Consider the following 18,962-nt stretch of genomic DNA (forward strand, 5'->3'; position numbering starts at 1 on the left):
ACGTATGGCGCCTTCAAACCGGCGAAGGCAATCGCGTTCCGAAGTGCCAGTGGTCGTGGGGGGGGCTTGCAGAGAACCCGATCTGTTGCGATCTGTTCTCGTCGGACAAGCCACAAATTTGTCTGGAGTAGCCGGTGAGAAGCCGGCTACTCCAGATCGATGTCAGGCTTCGTCGGTCGCGTTGGGGCGGTCGGCTGTGCGCGCCGGACGCTCGGTCGGATCGCGGCTGATGCGCGCCGAGAGATTGGCAAGGTCAATGAAGTGGTCAGCCTGACGACGCAACTCGTCGGCAACCATCGCCGGCTGCGTCTGAAGCGTCGAGACGACCGACACCTTGCGTCCCTTGCGCTGGATGGCCTCCACCAGCGAACGGAAATCGCCATCGCCGGAGAACAGAACGATGTGGTCGACATGCTCGGAGAGCTCCATGGCATCGACCGCGAGCTCGATGTCCATTGAGCCCTTGACCTTGCGCCGGCCGGTGGAGTCGAAAAACTCCTTGGTCGGCTTGGTCACAACCTTGTATCCATTGTAATCGAGCCAGTCGATCAATGGGCGAATAGAGGAGTATTCTTGGTCTTCAGCGAGTGCAGTGTAATACAGCGCCCTCAGGAGATAGCCTTTAGCGCTGAATTCCTTTAGCAACCTACGATAGTCAATATCAAATCCGAGAGCCTTGGCAGTCGCGTAAAGATTTGCACCATCGATGAAGAGGGCTATTTTTTCGCGTTCGTCAAACATTAGTTTTTGCTTACCTCACAACCGGCGGTCGTTTATAACTCTTCGTTCTGCTGAGCTATTATCGTGCGTTCGAAGAAATTTATCACAGAGCGCGATCAGCGTGTATCGTTTCGGTCTGCTTGAATTCGCACATTAGCTCGCCTGTTAGCAAGTTTCCGCCAAACAACCAAGTTAAAATGGGTTCATTCGGGGGATTCCCACGGAAATTGGCAGAAAATGCCGCCCGTTCGACCAAGGGAGGATGCATTGGCAGGCCGGTTTTGTAACGAGAAAGATTGGATCACCGGATTTTGAGGTTGTCGTGAATGCTCGCTGCGAGAGTTGGCGGTGGATGTTGGCGCGCATCTCCGCTTGCTTTTCGTCTTCCCTCCGCATATCTACTCCTTGAGTTCGGCAGCATTATCTCGCGCCTCGCGAGGAGGTGCTGCTGGTGGCGAGATCGCGCTATCTGGACGCTTGCCGGACGGGATGCCGTTCGTGCGAGCGAATTTCGTTTCTAGATCTGGAGTTGGACTATGGCACGCGTCACGGTCGAAGATTGCATCGACAAGGTGGACAACCGCTTCGAGCTGGTGCTGTTGGCCAGCCATCGCGCCCGCATGATATCGTCCGGCTCTCCCTTGACGGTCGACCGCGACAACGACAAGAACCCGGTCGTCGCTCTGCGTGAGGTCGCGGAATCGTCCGTTTCTCCGCAGGACCTCAAAGAAGACCTGATCCATTCGCTTCAGAAGTATGTCGAGGTGGACGAGCCAGAGCAGGAGCCGGTGGCCGGTTTGCTCGGTGCGCCCGGCGACGCAGCGGACGACGACGAGATCGTCTTCGATCAGATGTCCGAGGAAGACCTGCTGCGGGGGCTCGAAAGCATGGTTCCGCCCGAGAAGGTCGAAGAGATCTGATTGCCTCTCACGGCGATTTTTCGCGGGCGGACCGGCTTCGGTTCGCCCGTTTTCGTTTGTCGGCAACGGATTGAAAAGGCTCGCGGCGCTTTTCCTCCGATGCTTGCGCGAATGAGCTACTTTCCGGGTTGGTGTTGCTATAGCTTTGTTTCGACGCTGGTCCGAAGGCCGGATTCGGGCGCCCGGCGGGAGAGAGGAGTGACCGTCCCCGATGATGCGGCAGTATGAACTCGTCGAAAGGGTGCAGCGTTACAATCCCAATTGCGACGAGGGTCTGCTCAACCGCGCCTACGTCTATGCGATGCAGAAGCACGGCACGCAGAAACGCGACTCGGGCGACCCCTACTTCTCCCATCCGCTCGAAGTTGCGGCTATCCTGACCGACCTCAAGGTGGATGACGCAACCATCGTCATCGCGCTTCTGCACGACACGATCGAGGACACTGACGCTACCCGGCAGGAGATCGACCAGCTGTTCGGCGTCGAGATCGGTCAACTCGTCGAAGGCCTTACAAAGCTCCAGAAGCTGGACCTCGTATCAAAGCGCACGGCGCAGGCGGAAAACCTCAGAAAACTGCTGCTCGCCATTGCCGAGGACCTGCGCGTCCTGCTGGTCAAGCTTGCCGATCGTCTTCACAACATGCGGACGCTGCATTTCGCACCGGAGGGAAAGCGCGGGCGCATCGCCGAGGAGACGATGGAGATCTATGCGCCGCTCGCCGGCCGCATGGGCATGCAGGACATGCGCGACGAGCTTGAGGACATCGCCTTCAAGACGCTGCATCCCGACGCATTCAGCGCCATCCAGGCTCGCCTCGACGAGATGGAGGCGTTGCAGAAAGACCTTATCGCCGACATCGAACGGGAACTTCGCGAGAACCTCGAGGCGCGCGGCATCGCGGCTACCGTCAAAGGGCGCCGCAAGCAGCCTTACTCGATCTTTCGAAAGATGATCGACAAGCAGCTTGGCTTCGAGCAACTCAGCGATATCTATGGGTTCCGCGTTCTCGTGGACGATGTCGACACGTGTTACCGGGCGCTGGGTGTCGTTCATCAGTTGTGGCGAACCGTGCCCGGTCGCTTCAAGGACTATATCTCGACGCCGAAGCCAAACGGCTACAAGTCGCTGCATACCACGGTGGTCGGTCCTCACCGCCAGCGCGTCGAACTCCAGTTCCGCACGCACGACATGCAGCAGGTGAACGAGTACGGCATTGCCGCCCACGCCCTTTACAAGGACAAGATCAGCGAAGGCGGGCATCTGCCGCAGCTTGCGGACGACACGGCGGCCTACGCTTGGCTGCGCCAAACCGTCGAGGCGCTGTCGGAGGGCGCAAGCCCCGAGGAGTTCCTGGAAAACACCAAGCTGGAACTGTTCCAGGACCAGGTGTTCTGCTTCACGCCGAAGGGCCTGCTGATCGCCTTGCCGCGGGGCGCGACCCCGATTGATTTCGCCTATGCCGTTCATACCAACATTGGCAACACTTGCGTCGGCTGCAAGATCAACGGCCGCATCACTCCCTTGGTTACCGAACTGAAGAACGGCGACGAGGTGGAGATCATCCGTTCCAAGGCGCAGGTGCCTCCTCCCACCTGGGAAACCATTGCCATCACCGGCAAGGCGCGAGCCTCCATTCGACGCGCGACGCGCGAGGCGACGCGCAAGCAGTTCGCCGCGCTCGGCCGGCAGGTGCTGGAAAGCGTTTTCTCGCGCGAGGGGCGCGAGCTCACCGACGCTTTGCTCGAACAGGCTTTGCCTCGGCTCTCGCAGCCTACGGTGCCGGATCTGCTTGCCGCCGTGGGGCGCGCCGAGGTGCCGTCGACCGATGTGCTCAAGGCATGCTTTCCGGACTATCGAGAAGAAAGGGCGGCACGGCAGACGGCCGCGCAGCGGCAGGAGGGCGGCTGGTTCTCCTTTGCCGCTCAGGCCGGCATCAAGTTTCACGGCGATTCCGACTCGATCCGTGCCCATGGCCTGCCGATCCGCACTGTGGCCGCGGACTTGCCGGTACGCTTCGCTCCCAATGGCGGCGCCGTGCCGGGCGACCGCATCGTGGGCATTGTCGAACCGGATGTCGGGATCACCATCTATCCGATCCAGTCCCCGGCGCTTGTGGCCTTTGAAGACAAGCCTGACCGCTGGCTGGACGTGCGTTGGGATATCGACAGCGAAGACCCGATCCGATTTCCGGCGCGTATCTGTATTCAGTCGTTCAACGAACCCGGCTCTCTCGCCCGTATCGCCAAGGCGATCTCCGATAGCGACGGCAATATCGACAACATCGCAATGGCGCGCCGCACTCCCGACTTCCACGAGATCGTGGTCGACCTTGAGGTCTGGGATATCAAGCATCTGACCCAGATTCTCAATGAGTTGCGCGTCTTGAACAATGTCAGCAAGGTCGACCGCGTCAACGGATAGCTCATGATCATCGGAATAGGATCGGACCTCATCGACATCCGCCGCGTCGAAAAGACGCTTGAGCGCTTCGGCGAGCGTTTCGTCCGGCGAGTCTTTACCGACATCGAACGCGAGCGGTCGGACCGTCGGGCCAACCGAGCCGCCTCATATGCCAAGCGCTTTGCCGCGAAGGAGGCCTGTTCCAAGGCCCTGGGTACCGGCATTCGCATGGGCGTCAACTGGCGCGAGATGGGGGTTGTCAATCTTCCAACCGGTCAACCAACCATGCGTCTCGAGGGCTCGGCGGCGACGCGGCTGGCGGCGCTGACGCCGAGAGGACTGGTTCCCCGCATCGACGTGACCATTACCGACGACTATCCTCTGGCTCAGGCCTTTGTGGTGATTTCGGCTTGGCCATCCGATTGGCCGACCAATGGCGGCGGGTAACGCGCCACATTTCGGCTCGCTTTTCGGCTTTTCGTTGCGTCACCGGTGCCGCTCCGATAAAAGGCCCCGAGGTCCGGGCCGCCGCGGATCGGTCGCTTTGACGCCGACACGGGACACCAGACGAGACTCCGATTGAAGGGCAGCCATATGTCGGCGACCAAACAGCGTGCGGAATCCAAGGACGGTATTTGGGAAACGGTCAAAGTGATCGTCGAGGCACTGCTTCTTGCGCTTGTTGTGCGCACCTTCCTGTTTCAGCCCTTCTCGATCCCGTCAGGGTCGATGATGCACACCTTGCTCATCGGGGACTACCTGTTCGTCTCGAAATACTCCTATGGCTACAGCAAGTACTCCTTCCCGTTCGGTCTCGGCCCCTTCGAGGGACGAATCTGGGCAAGCGCGCCCAAGGCCGGAGACATCGTCGTCTTCAAGCTGCCGGCGGACCACTCGACCGACTATATCAAGCGCGTCATCGGGCTGCCGGGCGACAAGATTCAGATGAAGGGCGGCGTTCTCTTCATCAACGGGCAGCCCGTGAAGCGGGAGAACACCGGCGAGTTCGTGGAGAAAGGGCCCTTCGGCAACGAGATCAAGGCGCAGATCTGGCGCGAGACACTGCCGAATGGCGTCTCCTACGACACGCTCGACATGGGTACCACCGCTGGTGACGACACGCGCGAGTTCGAGGTGCCGCCGGGCCACTACTTCATGATGGGTGACAACCGCGACAACTCCGCCGACAGTCGCATCGACGGGTCTGGCGTGGGCTATGTTCCGTTCGACCATCTGGTTGGCAAGGCGCAGATCATCTTCTTCTCCATCGACCAAAGCGCCAAGCCCTGGATGTTCTGGACCTGGCCCTCGACGGTGCGCGTCGATCGCATGCTTTCCATGCTGAACTGATCAATGAACAATCATCAGGCACAAGTCCTGGAGGCGCTCGAAGGGCGCCTCCAGTATCGTTTCAAGGATCGCACCGGTCTCCTGCGGGCGCTCACGCATCGTAGTGCTGTCCCGGGCGATCAGGTCGCCCATGAGAGCTATCAACGCCACGAGTTCCTGGGTGATCGCGTACTGGCGCTGGTGGTGGCGGAAATGCTGTTTTCCGCTTATCCGCGCGAAGAGGAGGGCGATCTCGCCCGCCGGCTGAATCAGCTGGTTCGCCGCGAGACCTGCGCCGAGGTGGCTACCGATCTTGATCTGGGGTCGGTCGTGCGGCTCGGAGCCGGCGAACGCCAGTCGGGGGGGCGCCGGAAGGAGGCGATCCTGGGTGATGTCGCCGAGGCGGTGATCGCAGCTATCTACCTCGACGGTGGCTTTGATGCCGCAAAGGATTTCGTGCTTCGCAACTGGAAGCCGCGCATGGAAAGCCTGAGTGGCCCCCTTCGCGACTCGAAGACGCTCCTTCAGGAGTGGGCGCAGGGGCGGGGACAGGGGCTTCCAAGCTATTCCATCGTCGAGCGCTCCGGCCCCGACCATGCGCCGACCTTTCGCGTTCTGGTCACTATCGACGGCGAAGCCGCTGGCGAGGGGCAGGGCAAGTCGAAGCGTGACGCTGAGCAAGCCGCTGCTGCCGAAGCGCTCGCCAATCGGGTCGTCTAGGCCGGATCTCGGCTTCCATCGTTCTTCATTCCGAGCAAGGGCCTCGGAACGGAAAGGGCGGGCAGGGCATTCGTCGAGAGACGTCCCATCCAGACCAATCCGACCTTTCATCTGCTATCCAGTTCACAAGGAATGACATAATCTTGTCCACCCTTCCGCCTCCGGAGAGAGACGCGATGACCGATGAAGTCGTCCAGTCAGCCGATGCCCCCACGCGTGCGGGCTTTGTTGCGTTGATCGGCGCCCCCAATGCCGGCAAGTCGACGCTGCTCAATCGTTTGGTTGGCGCAAAGGTGTCGATCGTCAGCCACAAGGTGCAGACGACACGAGCCATCATGCGCGGTATCGCCATGCACGGCTCGTCGCAGGTGGTTTTCGTTGATACGCCAGGTATTTTCTCGCCGAAGCGCCGGCTCGATCGAGCCATGGTCGACACCGCCTGGTCCGGTGCTGCCGATGCCGATGTCGTCTGTCTTCTCATCGATGCCAAGCGGGGGCTTGCCGAGGAGGTTACGCAGGTTGTCGACAAGCTGGGCGAGCTGCGCCATCCCAAAGTGTTGATTTTGAACAAGATCGACACCGTAAAGCGAGAAAACCTCCTGGCCTTGGCAGCCGACCTCAACGCCCGTGTCGGATTCGAGGCGACCTTCATGGTCTCGGCGCTGAATGGTTCTGGGACTGACGATCTTCTCGCTCACCTGGCGACACGCGTGCCGGAAGGGCCCTGGCTCTATCCGGAAGATCAGCTCTCCGATCTGCCGATGCGCATGCTGGCCGCCGAGATCACGCGTGAGAAGGTGTTCATGCGTCTCCACGACGAGCTGCCCTATTCCTCGACGGTCGAGACCGATCAGTGGAAGGACCAGAAGGACGGTTCCGCACGCATCGAGCAGACCATTTTCGTGGAGCGCGAGAGCCAAAAGAAGATCGTCCTCGGCAAGGGCGGCGAAACCGTCAAGGCCATCTCGATGGCCGCTCGCAAGGAACTGACCGAGATTCTGGAGCGGCCCGTCCACCTCTTCATTTATGTCAAGGTGCGTGAAAACTGGGCCGAAGACCCAGAGCGGTATCGCGAGATGGGTTTGAACTACCCTCGGCACTGAACGAAAAACCGGGGAGGGTATGCTATTGCGCCCGACCCGTCTTTCTCACCTCGCAGCTTCGCGTTCACCAAGTCGCGATTGTCCTCTCTTGTCTCGGGCGGGCTGAAAACCCGCGCTTGGCTGTCCGTGCGGACAGTCCATGGCCGGTCGGACAAGTCTCGCTTTGGCGGGGTTTGGGCTGTAGCTGCATTGCGGGCGAGTTGACATCGGTGTCACAACCTGGTTTTCTGGTACAACTGACAGCGATGTCAGGCTGGCTTGAGGGAGGCGGCTTTGGTTACGCTCAAGGATGTTGCCCGAGAAGCTGGTGTCTCGCCGAAGACCGTGTCGCGCGTCGTGAATGATGATCCGGCGGTCAATGCGAAGACTCGTGAGGCCGTTGCCGAGATCATCCAGCGGATGCATTACGTTCCGGACCATGCGGCGCGCATGATGCGGATGTCCCACTCTTCGGTCGTTGGCGTCATGACGGACGCAGTGGCAACCACGCCTTACTCGGTCGATATCATTCGCGGCGCCCAGTCTGGGTTGTGGGAACAGACGCGAACCATGCTGATCGCCAACACGGATGGTGATCCGAAGCAGGAGCACGAGTACTGGCAGGTCTTCAGGGCTCACAAGGTAGCTGGCGCCGTCTATGCCACGACCTATCACAGGCCCGTCGACCTTGGCGCTCCCGATTTCGAGAGGGGTATTGTGCTCGCCAACTGCTATTCGGCTAGGCGAAGCCACTCTTCGGTCGTCCCGGACGACGAGGGCGGCGGCTACACGCAGGCGCGCCATCTGATCGAGCTTGGCCATCGGCGTATTGGTATCGTGTCGCTCAGCCCGGTCTTGCGCGCTACGGTACTGAGGGGGGCTGGCTATCGCACCGCGTTTGCCGAGGGCGGTCTCTTCTACGATCCCTCCCTGGAGGTCCCGGGGTTCGTCACTCGGCCGGATGGCGGGGAAGATCTCGTCGCCTATGACGCGGCACTCGGTTTGCTGCAGCGCTCTGACAGGCCGACCGCCATCATCTGTGGCAACGACCAGATCGCCGTGCAGGTCTATGCAGCCGCTGCTGCGCTCGGATTGTCCGTGCCTGAAGATCTGTCAGTCATGGGGTTCGATGACATGACCATCATCACCCGCACGCTGAAGCCCATGCTGACGTCCGTGGCGCTTCCCTACTTCGAGATTGGGCGCACCGCCGTCGACTTGCTCGCCCGGATCAATGGAGAATCCGAGGGCCCGATTCCTCCGCAGGTGCTGGTGCCCTGTCCCCTTGTCGAGCGGCACTCCTGCCGGCCGATCTAGCGATCGGGGCGCTTCGGTCATTTGACTGGACGACTGGCTTGGCGTGCGGCTTCGACAACGCCTTCGTGGAAGATGGACTGTACCCTGGTGAAGGCCGCCCGCACCTCTTCCGTTGCCTGCGCCAGCGCTTTGGGGTCGGGCGGATTTGCTGCGGCGAGATCGAACATGTGTTCGCGCGCTGTGCGCAGATCGGCGATCGCCAACCTCAACTCACCGGCGTGATCGACGATTTCCCTGCGGACCAGGCGACCGAACTCCGGCTCGAACCGCCGTGTGGCCAGTTCGGCGAACGAGGCCCGCCCCAGGCGATCTCCGGCGATGTGGCTGACGGCGTAGACGTTGCCGAGCAGCGACAGGCCAAGCAGTCCACCAACCAGCAGAAGAAGATGTCGCGAGGCAGTCATGGCAGGACTTCCAAACTATAGGCATCGCCGGTAATGACGGCGACCAGATTGAGGTCTTCGGCGCGCCCGAAGCCCCCCTCGTAACCGGTCTTGAAGCCCATGGACGCCGCCAGTGCGACGACCAGCGCACCTGCCGGGATCGCTTGCCTCCAGTATCCTCTCGGAGTGAGAGGCTTGTTGGAGGCCTTGGCCGCCGCCATGATCCGCCCGACCAGCGCGGTCTCGAGAGGTATCCCCGTTGCTTGGTGAACGGCACGATCCACCGCCAGGGCCTCCGTCAGCAAGTCGCGGCTTTTCGCGTCCACGGCGAGCAGACGCTTGGCGGCTTCGGCTTCCGTTGCTGGCCAGCGATCTAGATCGCCCCCTTGAATCATCAGCTTGTTTTCGAACTCAGTCCGATCCATCGGTTGGCTCCCTCATCGCGGCCCGAACGCCTTTCCGAGCGCGGGCAATCAGTTGTTCTGCCGCGGAGCGCGTTGTCCCGAGAAGTGCGGCTATTTCCTCGGCCGTGCGGTCACCGACCGTGGCCAGCATCAGTGCCATCCTCTGTCGTGGAGGGAGTGACGCGATGATGTCTTCCACGCTCCTCAGCATTTCGATGCCGGCGAGAGCGCGGTCCGCCGAGATATCGTCCGATGGAACGTCCTCCGCTTCGTCGATGGTGCTCCACGGCCATCGGAAGCGTTGGCGGCGAATGTCGATGCAACGGTTGACGAGGATGCGGTAGAGCCAGGTGGAGAGAGCTGCCCTGGACGGATCATAGCGGCCGGCATGGCGCCAAAGTGCGATCAGAGAATCCTGTACGGCGTCATCGGCCGCGCTCGAGTCAAGAAACTGGCCGGCGATCGCTCTGAGCTTCGGACCATGGCGGTCGACGAGCCGGCGGAAGGCCCGCTCGTCTCTGGCCGCCACGGCCTGCATCAGGTCCTCGTCCGATTGTTCCACGACGCTCCCCAAATGCCAGAGCGCATCAACGCATGGCGCGTGCTGCCTCAACTCCGGTCAGGAACTCGGCCTTCGAAATCCTGCCATCTCCATCCTTGTCGAGCCGGGCTGCGAGGCCGCCTCGAGCGTCCACGAACTCCTCGCGGGTTAGCTTACCGTCCCCATCCGCATCAAGAGCCTCAAAGCGGATCGCCATCGCGCCTTCCAACGCTTCGGCCTTGCGGAACAACCGGTTGCTCGCCTCGGTCTGCTCGGTCGCCGTAACGGCGCCATCTCCGTTGACGTCGAGCCGTTTGAACCTCTGGAGACGCGCTTGACGCAGTTCTGCCGCATCCAGCTGACCGTCGCCGTTGGCGTCCAGACGCGTAAACGCGATGTCGGCAATGCGATCGCTGGCCAAAACGGCAGGTACAGTCATGACCACAAGGATGCCTGCAATGAGAGACGTGTTCAATGTTCGCATCATCGATGCTCCGTCTGGTTGGAACTGTCCCTTTTACGTCGGGAAGAAGCCGCGGCTGACGCCGCGTCCCACAGAAAAACGCAACGTGAAAAATGCCCCGTCGGCGTCAGTCGCTCTGGGTGGGCAACGTAACAGCGTCATTCCGAGAGCTGGCGAACAAGGCCGCTCGGACGACTGCATTAACGGAGTCCACACATGTATCGCGCACTCACGACCATAGCGGCCGGCGTCGCCGGCGTCCTGCTCGTCACCGGCGCCAACGCCCAGACCTCGGTCACCACCACGGCACTCAACCTCAGAACCGGTCCGGCCACGGCCTATCCGATAATCGCCACGGTTCCTGCTCGTCAGGCCGTTACCGTTTTCGGTTGTACGGCTGGTCCCGGGTGGTGTGATGTCGGATGGGCTGGCTATCGGGGCTGGCTGGCCGCGGCCTACCTGGGGCCGGTTGCCGCCTATCCGGTGGTCGTTTACGACCCTGTTGGATATCACAACGCCTATTACGTCGGTCAGCCCTACTATGGCGTTGGTCCGGGATTGCCGCCTCGAATGGCCGCTCGGCGTGACGCACGGATAGACTACCGGGTTCATCGACGTATGGATCGGCGTTGGGATCGCTGGACTGGCGATTGAGCTGCCAAGCCCAGTCGGCAGGGAAGGGAGGATGTGTTTATTGTTCAGCAAAGAAAGACAATGTGGCTACAAGAGGCCAGCTTGTATCTAGATTTTAGGTTTTCTAGATTCCGGTAGAACATAGCCGCGCTATGCACGGTAGGGACGTCAAGCCTCGCGGTGATGCTGCGACGCGCGACCTCCGGAAGGAAAACTTGATCATGGCTGGTCTCGGTCACCACTTTGCCGATCTTCCCACGACTCCCCGTATGCCGACGCTTTTCGTGGGCCATGGCAGCCCAATGAACGCCATTGAGGACAACCCATATAGCCGTGGTTGGCGCGAGCTCGGCACTCGGCTGCCTGTGCCCAAGGCGATCCTGGTGGTATCCGCCCACTGGATGACGCGTGGTGTCACGCTGGTGCACGTCAAGGATCATCCCGCAACCATCCACGATTTTGGCGGTTTTCCCGAGGAGCTTTTTGCCCAGCGCTATCCGGCGCCGGGGGCGCCGGGCTATGCCGAGGCAACAATAGACCTCGTGAAGAACCACCATATCGAGCCGGATGAGCGTTGGGGCCTGGATCACGGTGCCTGGTCGGTGCTGATCCAGATGTTCCCGAAGGCGGACATCCCTGTGTTTCAGCTCTCGATCGACCTCAGTCGTTCGCCCGAGGAGCATTTCTCACTCGCCGAGGAACTCAAGGCCTTGCGCGGACGCGGCGTGATGATCATCGGCTCCGGCAACCTCGTCCACAATCTCCGGACCATCGCCTGGGGAGGCGGGCCGGCTTACGATTGGGCCGAGGCGTTTGACGCCCGCATGGCCGAAGCAATTGCCAAGGGTGACTACAAGTCGGTCGTCGAGGCGCCGAAGCTGGGGCGCATTGCCCAACTGTCACACCCGACTTTCGAGCACTTCTTTCCGGCTCTCTATCCCCTGGCAGTTGCAGACAAGGCCGACGAGCTCAGCTTTTTCAACGAGGGCATCGACCTTGGTTCAATCTCCATGCGGTCGTTCATGCTGGCGTGACGTCTTTACGTCGCGGACGTTCCACGAAGCAGCAAGCGAGAAATGAAACGCTGAAGCCATCGGCCCGACCGGCTACGAGAACTCGTCGCGCGCAGCGATCATCAAGCTGGCTTTTCATGCCATTATGTCGTTCTCCGATACTCAGATAGGAGAGGCGACCGATGATCGAGACGAAGCGATTGCTGCTACGGCAGCCTGGCTCGGAAGACCTAGCGGCCTGGACAGCGTTTCTCGCCGACGCCGAAGTTACGCGTTTTATCGGGGGTCCCCAAGATGCGGCCGGAGCATGGCGGAATCTCTGTCTCTTCGCCGGTGCGTGGACGGTTCGAGGATACAGCAACTTCTCGGTGATCGAGAAAGCAACCGGTCGCTGGATAGGTCGCGCAGGTGCCTGGAATCCTCCAGGTTGGCCCGGCAAAGAGATCGGCTGGGCATTTCGTCGTGACGTGTGGGGCAAGGGATACGCGACCGAGGCCGCGACTCGTTGCCTAGACTGGGCCTTCCAAGAGCTTGGCTGGAAGGAAGCGATCCACGTCATTCACCCAGAAAACGCAGCGTCGATCGCTGTTGCAAGACGGATTGGCGCAGTCCTGCGGGCATCTGAGACGGCGCCAGAAAAGCTGATCTACGTCAGCAGCAGGGGCGCCATTGCACCAAAAGCCGGCGCAACCACATAGCCCACGCTTCCGGTGTTGCCGAAGCGCCCAGCGTGCGGTTCGCAGTCGCTCATGAGGGGGATTCCCGTAGGGCGATACCCAGGCTTTGCAGCCCGAAGGTAACAATCCAGGATTCGCATAATAGATATTATGGAACTTATCTATGCCGGCAAAACCGGCAACTCGCCCGGTTTCGGCAGCTCTCTGCCAAGCCGCGCCATCTGCACGATGTCTCGGTACTCATCGCCGAAACGAGCCGCGGCGCGCATTATGCCCTCGTGAACGAACCCACGCCTCTCATAGAGCGCTATCGCTCGGAGGTTATCGGAGAACACCGTGAGTTCGATCCGACTGAAATCCAGTCGCTCGGCGGCGGCGATGGTCACATCGAGCAATGCTTTGCCCAACCCTTTGCCGCGCCACTCCGGCAGAAGCCCGATTCCGAGCCGGCCAACATGGGCCTCGATCTCGAATGAACTGCGGCAAATGTCGCACCAGCCGACCAGCTTTCCGCCGACATCGGCCGCGAGATGCGGGTTTCCCGCTCCGATGCTTTCGCGCAGAAACTCTATCGTGCTGTCCAGAGGCGGTGCATCGATGAATCTGAGATAGCGACGCTCGCGTGCGACAAACCCGACCACTCGATTGAACTCGACGGCATCGTCGACCGACATGGGGCGAACGAGAGGCTGTTCATCAGACATGGCATTTATCGCTAACAGAATTGTTTAATTTCAATAGATTATAGGCTTTCTTTGAGATGAGCAAGAAACTACGGTAGGCAGCTTTCTGGCTTTGGAACTCGGAGACATCCATGGTGCCGAACATCAGGATCTTTGTCCTCGTCATCGCCGTGCCCCTCGTTGCGCAGGCCGCAGTTCTGTATTTCATGGGGCAGCCGCCGATCTGCGCTTGTGGCACGGTGCGTCTTTGGGCCGGTACCGTTCTCAGCCAGGAGAACTCGCAACAACTTACCGACTGGTACACCCCTTCGCATGTCATTCATGGCATGTTGTTCTTCGCCCTCGGTCGCCTTGTTTTTCGAGGGCACTGGTCCCCGATCCTTGGACTGAGCCTGGCGCTCGGCATCGAAGTCGCTTGGGAGCTCATCGAGAACTCGCCGCCAGTGATCGATCGTTATCGCGAGCAGGCCTTGGCGCAGGGCTACTCCGGTGACAGCATCCTGAACTCGCTATCCGATACCTTGGCCATGATGATCGGGTTCTGGATGGCGGCTCGTCTGCCCGTGCGCGCAAGCATTGCACTCGCGCTCGCGGCCGAGTTGTTCACAGGCGTGATGATCCGCGACAATCTGACGCTCAACGTCGTTCAGCTACTCGCACCGAGCAAGGCGATCTCTGCATGGCAGGCGGAGGGAGGCGTTTACGGCGCCCCCGCGCAGAAGTGAAGCGCCCATTTCACAGCGCTCCGGGAAATGCCTCCGACAATACCCCGAACGCCTCGCGCCAATGGCGGATGCGTGGATAGCCGGTAACGTTCACGTTGTGCGGTGACGAAAAGACGATCCCCTGCCCACAGAACCGCAGGAAATGGCGGGCGTTATCGTCGATCAGGCAATCGGCTGCGATGATGCTCTTGTCGCCGCAGAAGACGATGTTGAGCGGGTCGACGAACGGAAAATGCCGTCGCAGCCAGAGAAACTTCGGGCCGAGCGAGTTGGGGAACTCCATGGCCGCCGAGGTGACGAACAACTCGCAACGAGATGCAATCGACGAGAGCGCCGCCTGACTGCCCTCGATGACCGGCAGTTCGGCAAAGAAGGATCCGTCCTGCATGGCGCCTCTGAGCGCTTCGGCAACGTCCGTCTCGATCACGTCGAAAATCTGCCGGCCTCGCAGGGTCTCGGGCTCCCACCTTGGACCATGTCTCTCGATCAGCCAGCCCAGCATGGCGCCGTATGTGTCGGCGATGACTTCGTCCATGTCGACGGCGACGCGAATACGCTTCACGATCCCTCCTCCCTGGTGACCTATCGTATGAATCGAATCAATTTATGCTCGGCAGGCTCGGACACGCAAGTTCGGCTTAAAGTTTCTTCCGCGATGTTCTATTGAGCGGCCAGCAGGCAGCCGCTCCGCGGCCCCGTCCGTCAAGGAGGCACTGATGGCCCTCGACCGCGTTCTCGCCGACGCTTTTGTTCCCGAGCTTCCGAATTACTACAAAGGCAAGGTGCGCGAGAATTATGACCTGCCGGATGGCAGCCGCATCATCATCGCCACCGATCGTATCAGCGCCTTCGACCGTGTGCTGGCGGCCATTCCTTTCAAGGGACAGGTCCTGACGCAGACCGCGCGTTTCTGGTTCGAGGCGACTGGCGACATCTGCCCCAATCACGTTATCGCCTACCCCGACCCGAATGTCGTGGTCGGCCGGAGGCTCGACATTCTGCCGGTTGAGGTAATCGTGCGTGGATATCTTGCCGGCACCACCAGCACTTCGGTGCTGACCAAATACCGCGCTGGCGAGCGTCACATGTATGGACTGACTCTGCCCGACGGCCTCTATGATAACGAGAAACTCCCTTCCCCGATCCTGACGCCCACCAGCAAGGCCTTCGATGGTGGTCACGACGAACCGCTGAGCGGAGAGGAGATCGTGTCCAAGAAGCTCTTGACTCCCGAGCAATGGGCCACGGTGTCCGACTATGCGCTGAAGCTGTACGCGCGCGGTGCCGAAGTTGCCGCCGAGCATGGCCTCATTCTGGCCGACACCAAGTACGAGTTCGGCCTCGACGGAGTTGGCACGATCATCCTGGCCGACGAGATCCACACGCCCGATTCGAGCCGTTACTGGATCGCCGCCTCTTATGCAGAGGATTTCGCCGCGGGGCGCCGCCCGAAGAGCTTCGACAAGGACTTCATTCGTGCCTGGGTGGGGGAGCGTTGTGATCCTTACAAGGATCCCATCCCCGAAATCCCCGAAAGCCTGATTGCAGAGACGTCGAAGGTTTATATCGACGCCTTCGAGGCGATTACTGGCGAGACGTTCGTGGCCGACCTTTCCGGTGAAACACCTCTCGAGCGGGTGCGATCAAATCTGGCCCCGTATTTCACCCGGTAGCCTCAGGGAGCCACGACGACCGTCGGAAGGCTGGCCACTTGGCAACCTCCTGTGAACCAATCTCGAGATATGCTGCTGTCAAAGCTGACAAATACGGCTTGGGCAGCCGTATCGACACCGGGGTTGGGGCAAGAAATGGGGCAGATCGCCAGCGGGGCCGCGCCGCTCGATGACAATCCGGGCCTGAAGAGGGCGCTGGACACACTGGAGAAACTGACTTCGGCGCTTCGCAAGCCCGAACCGGTCCGTGCTGTCGCAACCGAAAACCCCGTGCACGTCCTGCAGGCGACCACGGAAGCGGCGTTTTCGCCTGTGCAGTCCGACGAGGAGACGCCGCCTGCCCCAAGTCGGAGAGCAAAGGCGGCTGCGTCCGCCACGCCAACGCTTCTGTCGATGAAGCAGGCTTCCACCATGACCACGCTTTCGGTGTCGTCGATCAAGCGCATGATGGCCGCCGGCACCTTTCCCAAGCCGGTAAGGCTTGGCGAAAGCCGTATCGCTTTCGTCGATTCCGAAATCCATGCCTGGGTGCGCGCCCGCATCGCCGAACGCGGCTGAGTTCAAGTCTCTCGAACCTCCTTCGACACGGCATCCGCAGCCTTGCGGACCAACACGGCCAGCGTTTCGTAACGCTCTGGCGTGATCATGTCTGCCTGACCGACCGTGGCGATGGCAGCCACCACACGATTGCGAACATCGAACACCGGCGCAGCGATGCACGACACGTCGTCGAGGGCTTCGCGATCGTCCAAGGCCCAACCGCGCCGTCGTATAAGCTCGAGTTCTCGGCGCATGGCGTCCGGAGATGCTATGGAGCGTGCTGTGGCCTTGGTCCAGTCGAGATCGGCAAGCAGTCGCTTGCTATCCGCTTCGTCGAGAAAAGCCAGTAGCGCCTTGCCTGTCGCTGCCCTGTTCAGAGGCCAGCGCAAGCTTTCGTTCCCCGAGCAACGGCAGGCATCGCCGCCGGGACGCGCACAGGCCAGAACCACGGCCTCCCGTCCTTCGAAGGTTGCAATCTCGCAGCGGAATCCCGACTGTCCGGCCAGCAGCTCCAAATGCTTGAGCGAGAGGCTGTCGATGGTTCGCTGCCGGATTCCGAGTGTCCCAAGCTCACAGATCTTTGGCCCCAGCACGAAGCGACCATCGGACTGAAGTTGGACGGCGCTGACGTCGGCCAGTGCCTTCAGAAGCTGGTGCGTTGTGCTCTTGGGAAGGTCGAGCGTCTTCTGAATTGCAGAAAAAGTCAGTTTGCCACGACGCCCGATCAAGTCGAGAATCATCACTGCCTTCCGAAGTGACGGAACGGCAACCGCGCGGCGCGGCGCGGCTGTGTCTTTACCCTCTTCACGGACCATTGCCCGCCCTCATAGAAATGTCATCGGTGACAAGCTTACGACGTGGGGGAAAACCGGCCATCCGTGGCGACACGTGGATATGTACAAAAAGTCGCATCCGTTGCATGAGAGTACCTGATGCCGATGGGAAATTCGCTTGCGCCTACGAACGACTCCTTGCACAAACCACCACAGACGGTGGCCGTTCCACTTCTTGCCGTCTTGTCTTTTTCCTTCCTGCCAGGGGTTCGAACGGTCCGGTGGAATCGTCGGTCGCAGCCCCGGAGCCGCTTATGCCAACCCTTCCTGATGCGTCTGGAGAGGCGCAGCCGCCCCGGAACTCGGAACGGACGTTGCTTGCCATCCTGCTGGTTGTCGGATCGACGATCTTTTTTGCCGGCGGAGACGTTGGGGCCAAGTTGATGAAGGAAACGGCGCCGGCGCAGCTCGCGACCTGGTTTCGTTACTTCGTGTTTTTTCTCGTCGCGCTACCATGGGCCTTGTCTTCTCGCGGCTTGTCGGTTTTTCGGCCGGCAAGCTATCGCTTGCAGATTGGACGTGGCCTTGCCGCCGTGGCCTCGACCAGTTTCTTCATCCTGGGGTTGGCCTATCTCGACGTTCCCTCCAACACGGCGATCCACTTCATCTCGCCCATCATCGTGATGGTGCTATCCGTCTTCGTTCTTGGGGAAACGGTTGGGGTTCGTCGGTGGTTGGCCGCGGTGATCGGGTTTGCGGGTGTGTTGTTTATCGTCCGGCCTGGTACCGACAGCTTTCAGCTTGCGGCGCTTTTCCCGCTCGGATCGGCGACGGCTTGGGCATTGGGCGCGCTCTTCACGCGCCTCATGAAAAGTGAGCCGACGGAAGTCACGTTCATGTGGACGGGCATGATCGGCCTTGGCGTATCGACGCTTTTGGTCCTGCCGGTGTTCCATATCCCAACCGGCCGAGAGCTCGCATACGGGATCGGTGGCTCTTTGAGCTTTACGATAGCCCACATGTTGTTTATTTCGGGACTGAAGCTGGCGCCGCTTTCGCTGCTGGCGCCAATTACCTACGTGCAGTTGGTGTCGGCCGGCATTCTGTCCTATTTTTTCTTCGGCGACTTTCCGAGCTACCACACGTTGCTTGGATCGGCATTGATCGCTGGATCGGGCCTTTACTCCGCCCATCGCGAGCGGATCCGGAAGAGAATGCCTGCGATGCCGACACCCCCTGTGCAATAGAGGGGGCTCCGCCCGAATCTGCGACGGCGGCGCCAGAGACGCCGGTGGCCACAACTCGCAGACGCAAGTCTTGCCGGGCTCTCGCTAGACAGTACGGTGAGACTGACTTTCTGAGTAGAGCACAAAAAAACGGCGCCCTCGTGAGGCGCCGATTTCGTTTGTATAGTTGGCCGATCAGAGTGTGCGATCGATAGCCGAGCTACGGGGTGTTCCGCCCGTTCCTTCCCAAGCTTCGATCATCGCCTGCATTCGCATGGCGAATTCCTGGGTATTCTGGACCGCCGCGGCATTGCCGGGTGAGTCGGCAGGCTGTTCCGTCGCCTTGCTTTGGTCCGACATGAGCACCTCGAAGCCGGACACTTGGTCAAGAGGACTGGCCTTGACGGTGTTCTCCTTGGTCAAGGAGCTGGCCGATGGCGCCCTTGCGCCCCGCCCTTCGGACTTGTCTGTTGCCGTATCGACAGAGTTGCCATCGGTCTTCTCGGCGACCTTGACGGCCTTCTCCGCACTGAGATCTGTGGTCGTCGATTGGTTCTGCTCGGTCGGCGTTCTCGGCACCGGCGAGGTCACACCGGTGAGGACCGGTTTTACGCTCCCGATATCCATGATCTGTCCTTTCGCGCCGGATAGCGGATGATCCGGATCATCGAAAGAAGTGTATCCGAAGCACCTGAAAGGAGTGTTCTTGATATCGCTAAATTTTTAACGATGTGCATGA

General features: G+C 60.6%; 23 protein-coding genes. 14 read left to right on the top strand and 9 right to left on the bottom strand.

Annotated features, from left to right (window positions below; genetic code table 11):
* Nucleotides 1-162: 162 nt before the first annotated feature.
* Nucleotides 163-741: an NYN domain-containing protein gene (locus tag M4J40_RS00900; protein WP_251751332.1), complete on the bottom strand. Its 579-nt coding sequence runs from the start codon at nt 739-741 to the stop codon at nt 163-165.
* 515 nt (nt 742-1,256) lie between these two features.
* Between M4J40_RS00900 and rpoZ the strand changes: the two genes are divergently transcribed.
* The 7 genes from rpoZ to M4J40_RS00935 all read left to right on the top strand — a co-directional run bounded on the left by rpoZ (nt 1,257) and on the right by M4J40_RS00935 (nt 8,489).
* Nucleotides 1,257-1,640 carry a DNA-directed RNA polymerase subunit omega gene (rpoZ, locus tag M4J40_RS00905; protein WP_251751333.1) on the top strand — a complete coding sequence of 128 codons (384 nt, stop codon included), beginning with the start codon at nt 1,257-1,259 and terminating at the stop codon, nt 1,638-1,640.
* 211 nt (nt 1,641-1,851) lie between these two features.
* Entirely contained in the window at nt 1,852-4,062 is a 2,211-nt protein-coding gene (locus M4J40_RS00910) for a bifunctional (p)ppGpp synthetase/guanosine-3',5'-bis(diphosphate) 3'-pyrophosphohydrolase (RefSeq protein WP_251751335.1), read from the top strand.
* Between the two features lie 3 nt (nt 4,063-4,065).
* Nucleotides 4,066-4,488 (top strand): holo-ACP synthase, encoded by a 423-nt coding sequence (gene acpS, locus M4J40_RS00915; protein WP_251751337.1) that lies wholly within the window; start codon nt 4,066-4,068, stop codon nt 4,486-4,488.
* 147 nt (nt 4,489-4,635) lie between these two features.
* Entirely contained in the window at nt 4,636-5,391 is a 756-nt protein-coding gene (lepB, locus tag M4J40_RS00920) for a signal peptidase I (protein ID WP_251751338.1), read from the top strand.
* 3 nt (nt 5,392-5,394) lie between these two features.
* Nucleotides 5,395-6,090 carry a ribonuclease III gene (gene rnc / locus M4J40_RS00925; protein ID WP_251751340.1) on the top strand — a complete coding sequence of 232 codons (696 nt, stop codon included), beginning with the start codon at nt 5,395-5,397 and terminating at the stop codon, nt 6,088-6,090.
* Nucleotides 6,091-6,266: 176 nt separating this feature from the next.
* On the top strand, nt 6,267-7,193 hold the full coding sequence (era, locus tag M4J40_RS00930; RefSeq protein ID WP_251751342.1) for a GTPase Era: 927 nt from the start codon (nt 6,267-6,269) through the stop codon (nt 7,191-7,193).
* Between the two features lie 273 nt (nt 7,194-7,466).
* Nucleotides 7,467-8,489 carry a LacI family DNA-binding transcriptional regulator gene (locus M4J40_RS00935; RefSeq protein ID WP_251751344.1) on the top strand — a complete coding sequence of 341 codons (1,023 nt, stop codon included), beginning with the start codon at nt 7,467-7,469 and terminating at the stop codon, nt 8,487-8,489.
* A gap of 17 nt (nt 8,490-8,506) precedes the next feature.
* Here the strand turns inward: M4J40_RS00935 and M4J40_RS00940 are convergent, their stop codons facing one another.
* The 4 genes from M4J40_RS00940 to M4J40_RS00955 are packed head-to-tail and all read right to left on the bottom strand — an operon-like array spanning nt 8,507 to nt 10,304.
* Nucleotides 8,507-8,893: a periplasmic heavy metal sensor gene (locus M4J40_RS00940; protein WP_251751346.1), complete on the bottom strand. Its 387-nt coding sequence runs from the start codon at nt 8,891-8,893 to the stop codon at nt 8,507-8,509.
* On the bottom strand, nt 8,890-9,297 hold the full coding sequence (locus M4J40_RS00945) for a hypothetical protein (protein WP_251751347.1): 408 nt from the start codon (nt 9,295-9,297) through the stop codon (nt 8,890-8,892). The genes M4J40_RS00940 and M4J40_RS00945 overlap by 4 nt, the downstream gene beginning before the upstream one ends.
* Nucleotides 9,284-9,838, bottom strand: coding sequence for an RNA polymerase sigma factor (locus tag M4J40_RS00950; RefSeq protein ID WP_251751349.1), 555 nt, complete (start codon nt 9,836-9,838; stop codon nt 9,284-9,286). Before M4J40_RS00950 ends, M4J40_RS00945 begins: the two co-directional genes overlap by 14 nt.
* A gap of 25 nt (nt 9,839-9,863) precedes the next feature.
* Nucleotides 9,864-10,304 (bottom strand): EF-hand domain-containing protein, encoded by a 441-nt coding sequence (locus M4J40_RS00955; RefSeq protein ID WP_251751351.1) that lies wholly within the window; start codon nt 10,302-10,304, stop codon nt 9,864-9,866.
* Between the two features lie 192 nt (nt 10,305-10,496).
* On the opposite strand from M4J40_RS00955, the gene M4J40_RS00960 reads away from it, so the two are divergent.
* The 3 genes from M4J40_RS00960 to M4J40_RS00970 all read left to right on the top strand — a co-directional run bounded on the left by M4J40_RS00960 (nt 10,497) and on the right by M4J40_RS00970 (nt 12,624).
* Nucleotides 10,497-10,934, top strand: a complete 438-nt coding sequence (locus M4J40_RS00960; RefSeq protein ID WP_251751353.1) for an SH3 domain-containing protein — start codon at nt 10,497-10,499, stop codon at nt 10,932-10,934.
* A 200-nt stretch (nt 10,935-11,134) separates the two neighbouring features.
* Complete coding sequence (ygiD, locus tag M4J40_RS00965; protein ID WP_251751355.1) at nt 11,135-11,947, top strand: 4,5-DOPA dioxygenase extradiol; 813 nt, start codon at nt 11,135-11,137, stop codon at nt 11,945-11,947.
* A 161-nt stretch (nt 11,948-12,108) separates the two neighbouring features.
* The gene (locus tag M4J40_RS00970) at nt 12,109-12,624 is read left to right on the top strand and encodes a GNAT family N-acetyltransferase (protein WP_251751356.1); all 516 of its coding nucleotides are present in this window, start codon (nt 12,109-12,111) and stop codon (nt 12,622-12,624) included.
* Between the two features lie 140 nt (nt 12,625-12,764).
* Here the strand turns inward: M4J40_RS00970 and M4J40_RS00975 are convergent, their stop codons facing one another.
* Complete coding sequence (locus tag M4J40_RS00975; RefSeq protein WP_251751357.1) at nt 12,765-13,307, bottom strand: GNAT family N-acetyltransferase; 543 nt, start codon at nt 13,305-13,307, stop codon at nt 12,765-12,767.
* Nucleotides 13,308-13,417: 110 nt separating this feature from the next.
* Between M4J40_RS00975 and M4J40_RS00980 the strand changes: the two genes are divergently transcribed.
* Complete coding sequence (locus M4J40_RS00980) at nt 13,418-14,011, top strand: DUF2585 family protein (protein ID WP_251751358.1); 594 nt, start codon at nt 13,418-13,420, stop codon at nt 14,009-14,011.
* A gap of 10 nt (nt 14,012-14,021) precedes the next feature.
* Here the strand turns inward: M4J40_RS00980 and M4J40_RS00985 are convergent, their stop codons facing one another.
* The gene (locus M4J40_RS00985; protein ID WP_251751359.1) at nt 14,022-14,573 is read right to left on the bottom strand and encodes a 5' nucleotidase, NT5C type; all 552 of its coding nucleotides are present in this window, start codon (nt 14,571-14,573) and stop codon (nt 14,022-14,024) included.
* Nucleotides 14,574-14,727: 154 nt separating this feature from the next.
* Here M4J40_RS00985 and M4J40_RS00990 point away from each other — a divergent pair, with 154 nt between their 5' ends.
* Together M4J40_RS00990 and M4J40_RS00995 are read left to right on the top strand one after the other, a co-directional pair.
* Complete coding sequence (locus M4J40_RS00990) at nt 14,728-15,684, top strand: phosphoribosylaminoimidazolesuccinocarboxamide synthase (protein ID WP_251751361.1); 957 nt, start codon at nt 14,728-14,730, stop codon at nt 15,682-15,684.
* 135 nt (nt 15,685-15,819) lie between these two features.
* Complete coding sequence (locus M4J40_RS00995; RefSeq protein ID WP_251751362.1) at nt 15,820-16,242, top strand: AlpA family transcriptional regulator; 423 nt, start codon at nt 15,820-15,822, stop codon at nt 16,240-16,242.
* A gap of 2 nt (nt 16,243-16,244) precedes the next feature.
* Here M4J40_RS00995 and M4J40_RS01000 read toward each other — a convergent pair whose 3' ends face one another.
* Nucleotides 16,245-17,039: an IclR family transcriptional regulator gene (locus tag M4J40_RS01000; protein WP_257235006.1), complete on the bottom strand. Its 795-nt coding sequence runs from the start codon at nt 17,037-17,039 to the stop codon at nt 16,245-16,247.
* A gap of 332 nt (nt 17,040-17,371) precedes the next feature.
* On the opposite strand from M4J40_RS01000, the gene M4J40_RS01005 reads away from it, so the two are divergent.
* Nucleotides 17,372-18,244 carry a DMT family transporter gene (locus tag M4J40_RS01005; RefSeq protein ID WP_251751365.1) on the top strand — a complete coding sequence of 291 codons (873 nt, stop codon included), beginning with the start codon at nt 17,372-17,374 and terminating at the stop codon, nt 18,242-18,244.
* A gap of 174 nt (nt 18,245-18,418) precedes the next feature.
* On the opposite strand, the gene M4J40_RS01010 is transcribed toward M4J40_RS01005, so the two are convergent.
* Nucleotides 18,419-18,850, bottom strand: a complete 432-nt coding sequence (locus M4J40_RS01010) for a hypothetical protein (protein ID WP_251751367.1) — start codon at nt 18,848-18,850, stop codon at nt 18,419-18,421.
* Between the last annotated feature and the right edge of the window lie 112 nt (nt 18,851-18,962).

The organism is Pleomorphomonas sp. JP5 (assembly GCF_023721815.1).
Classification (GTDB): Bacteria; Pseudomonadota; Alphaproteobacteria; order Rhizobiales; family Pleomorphomonadaceae; genus Pleomorphomonas.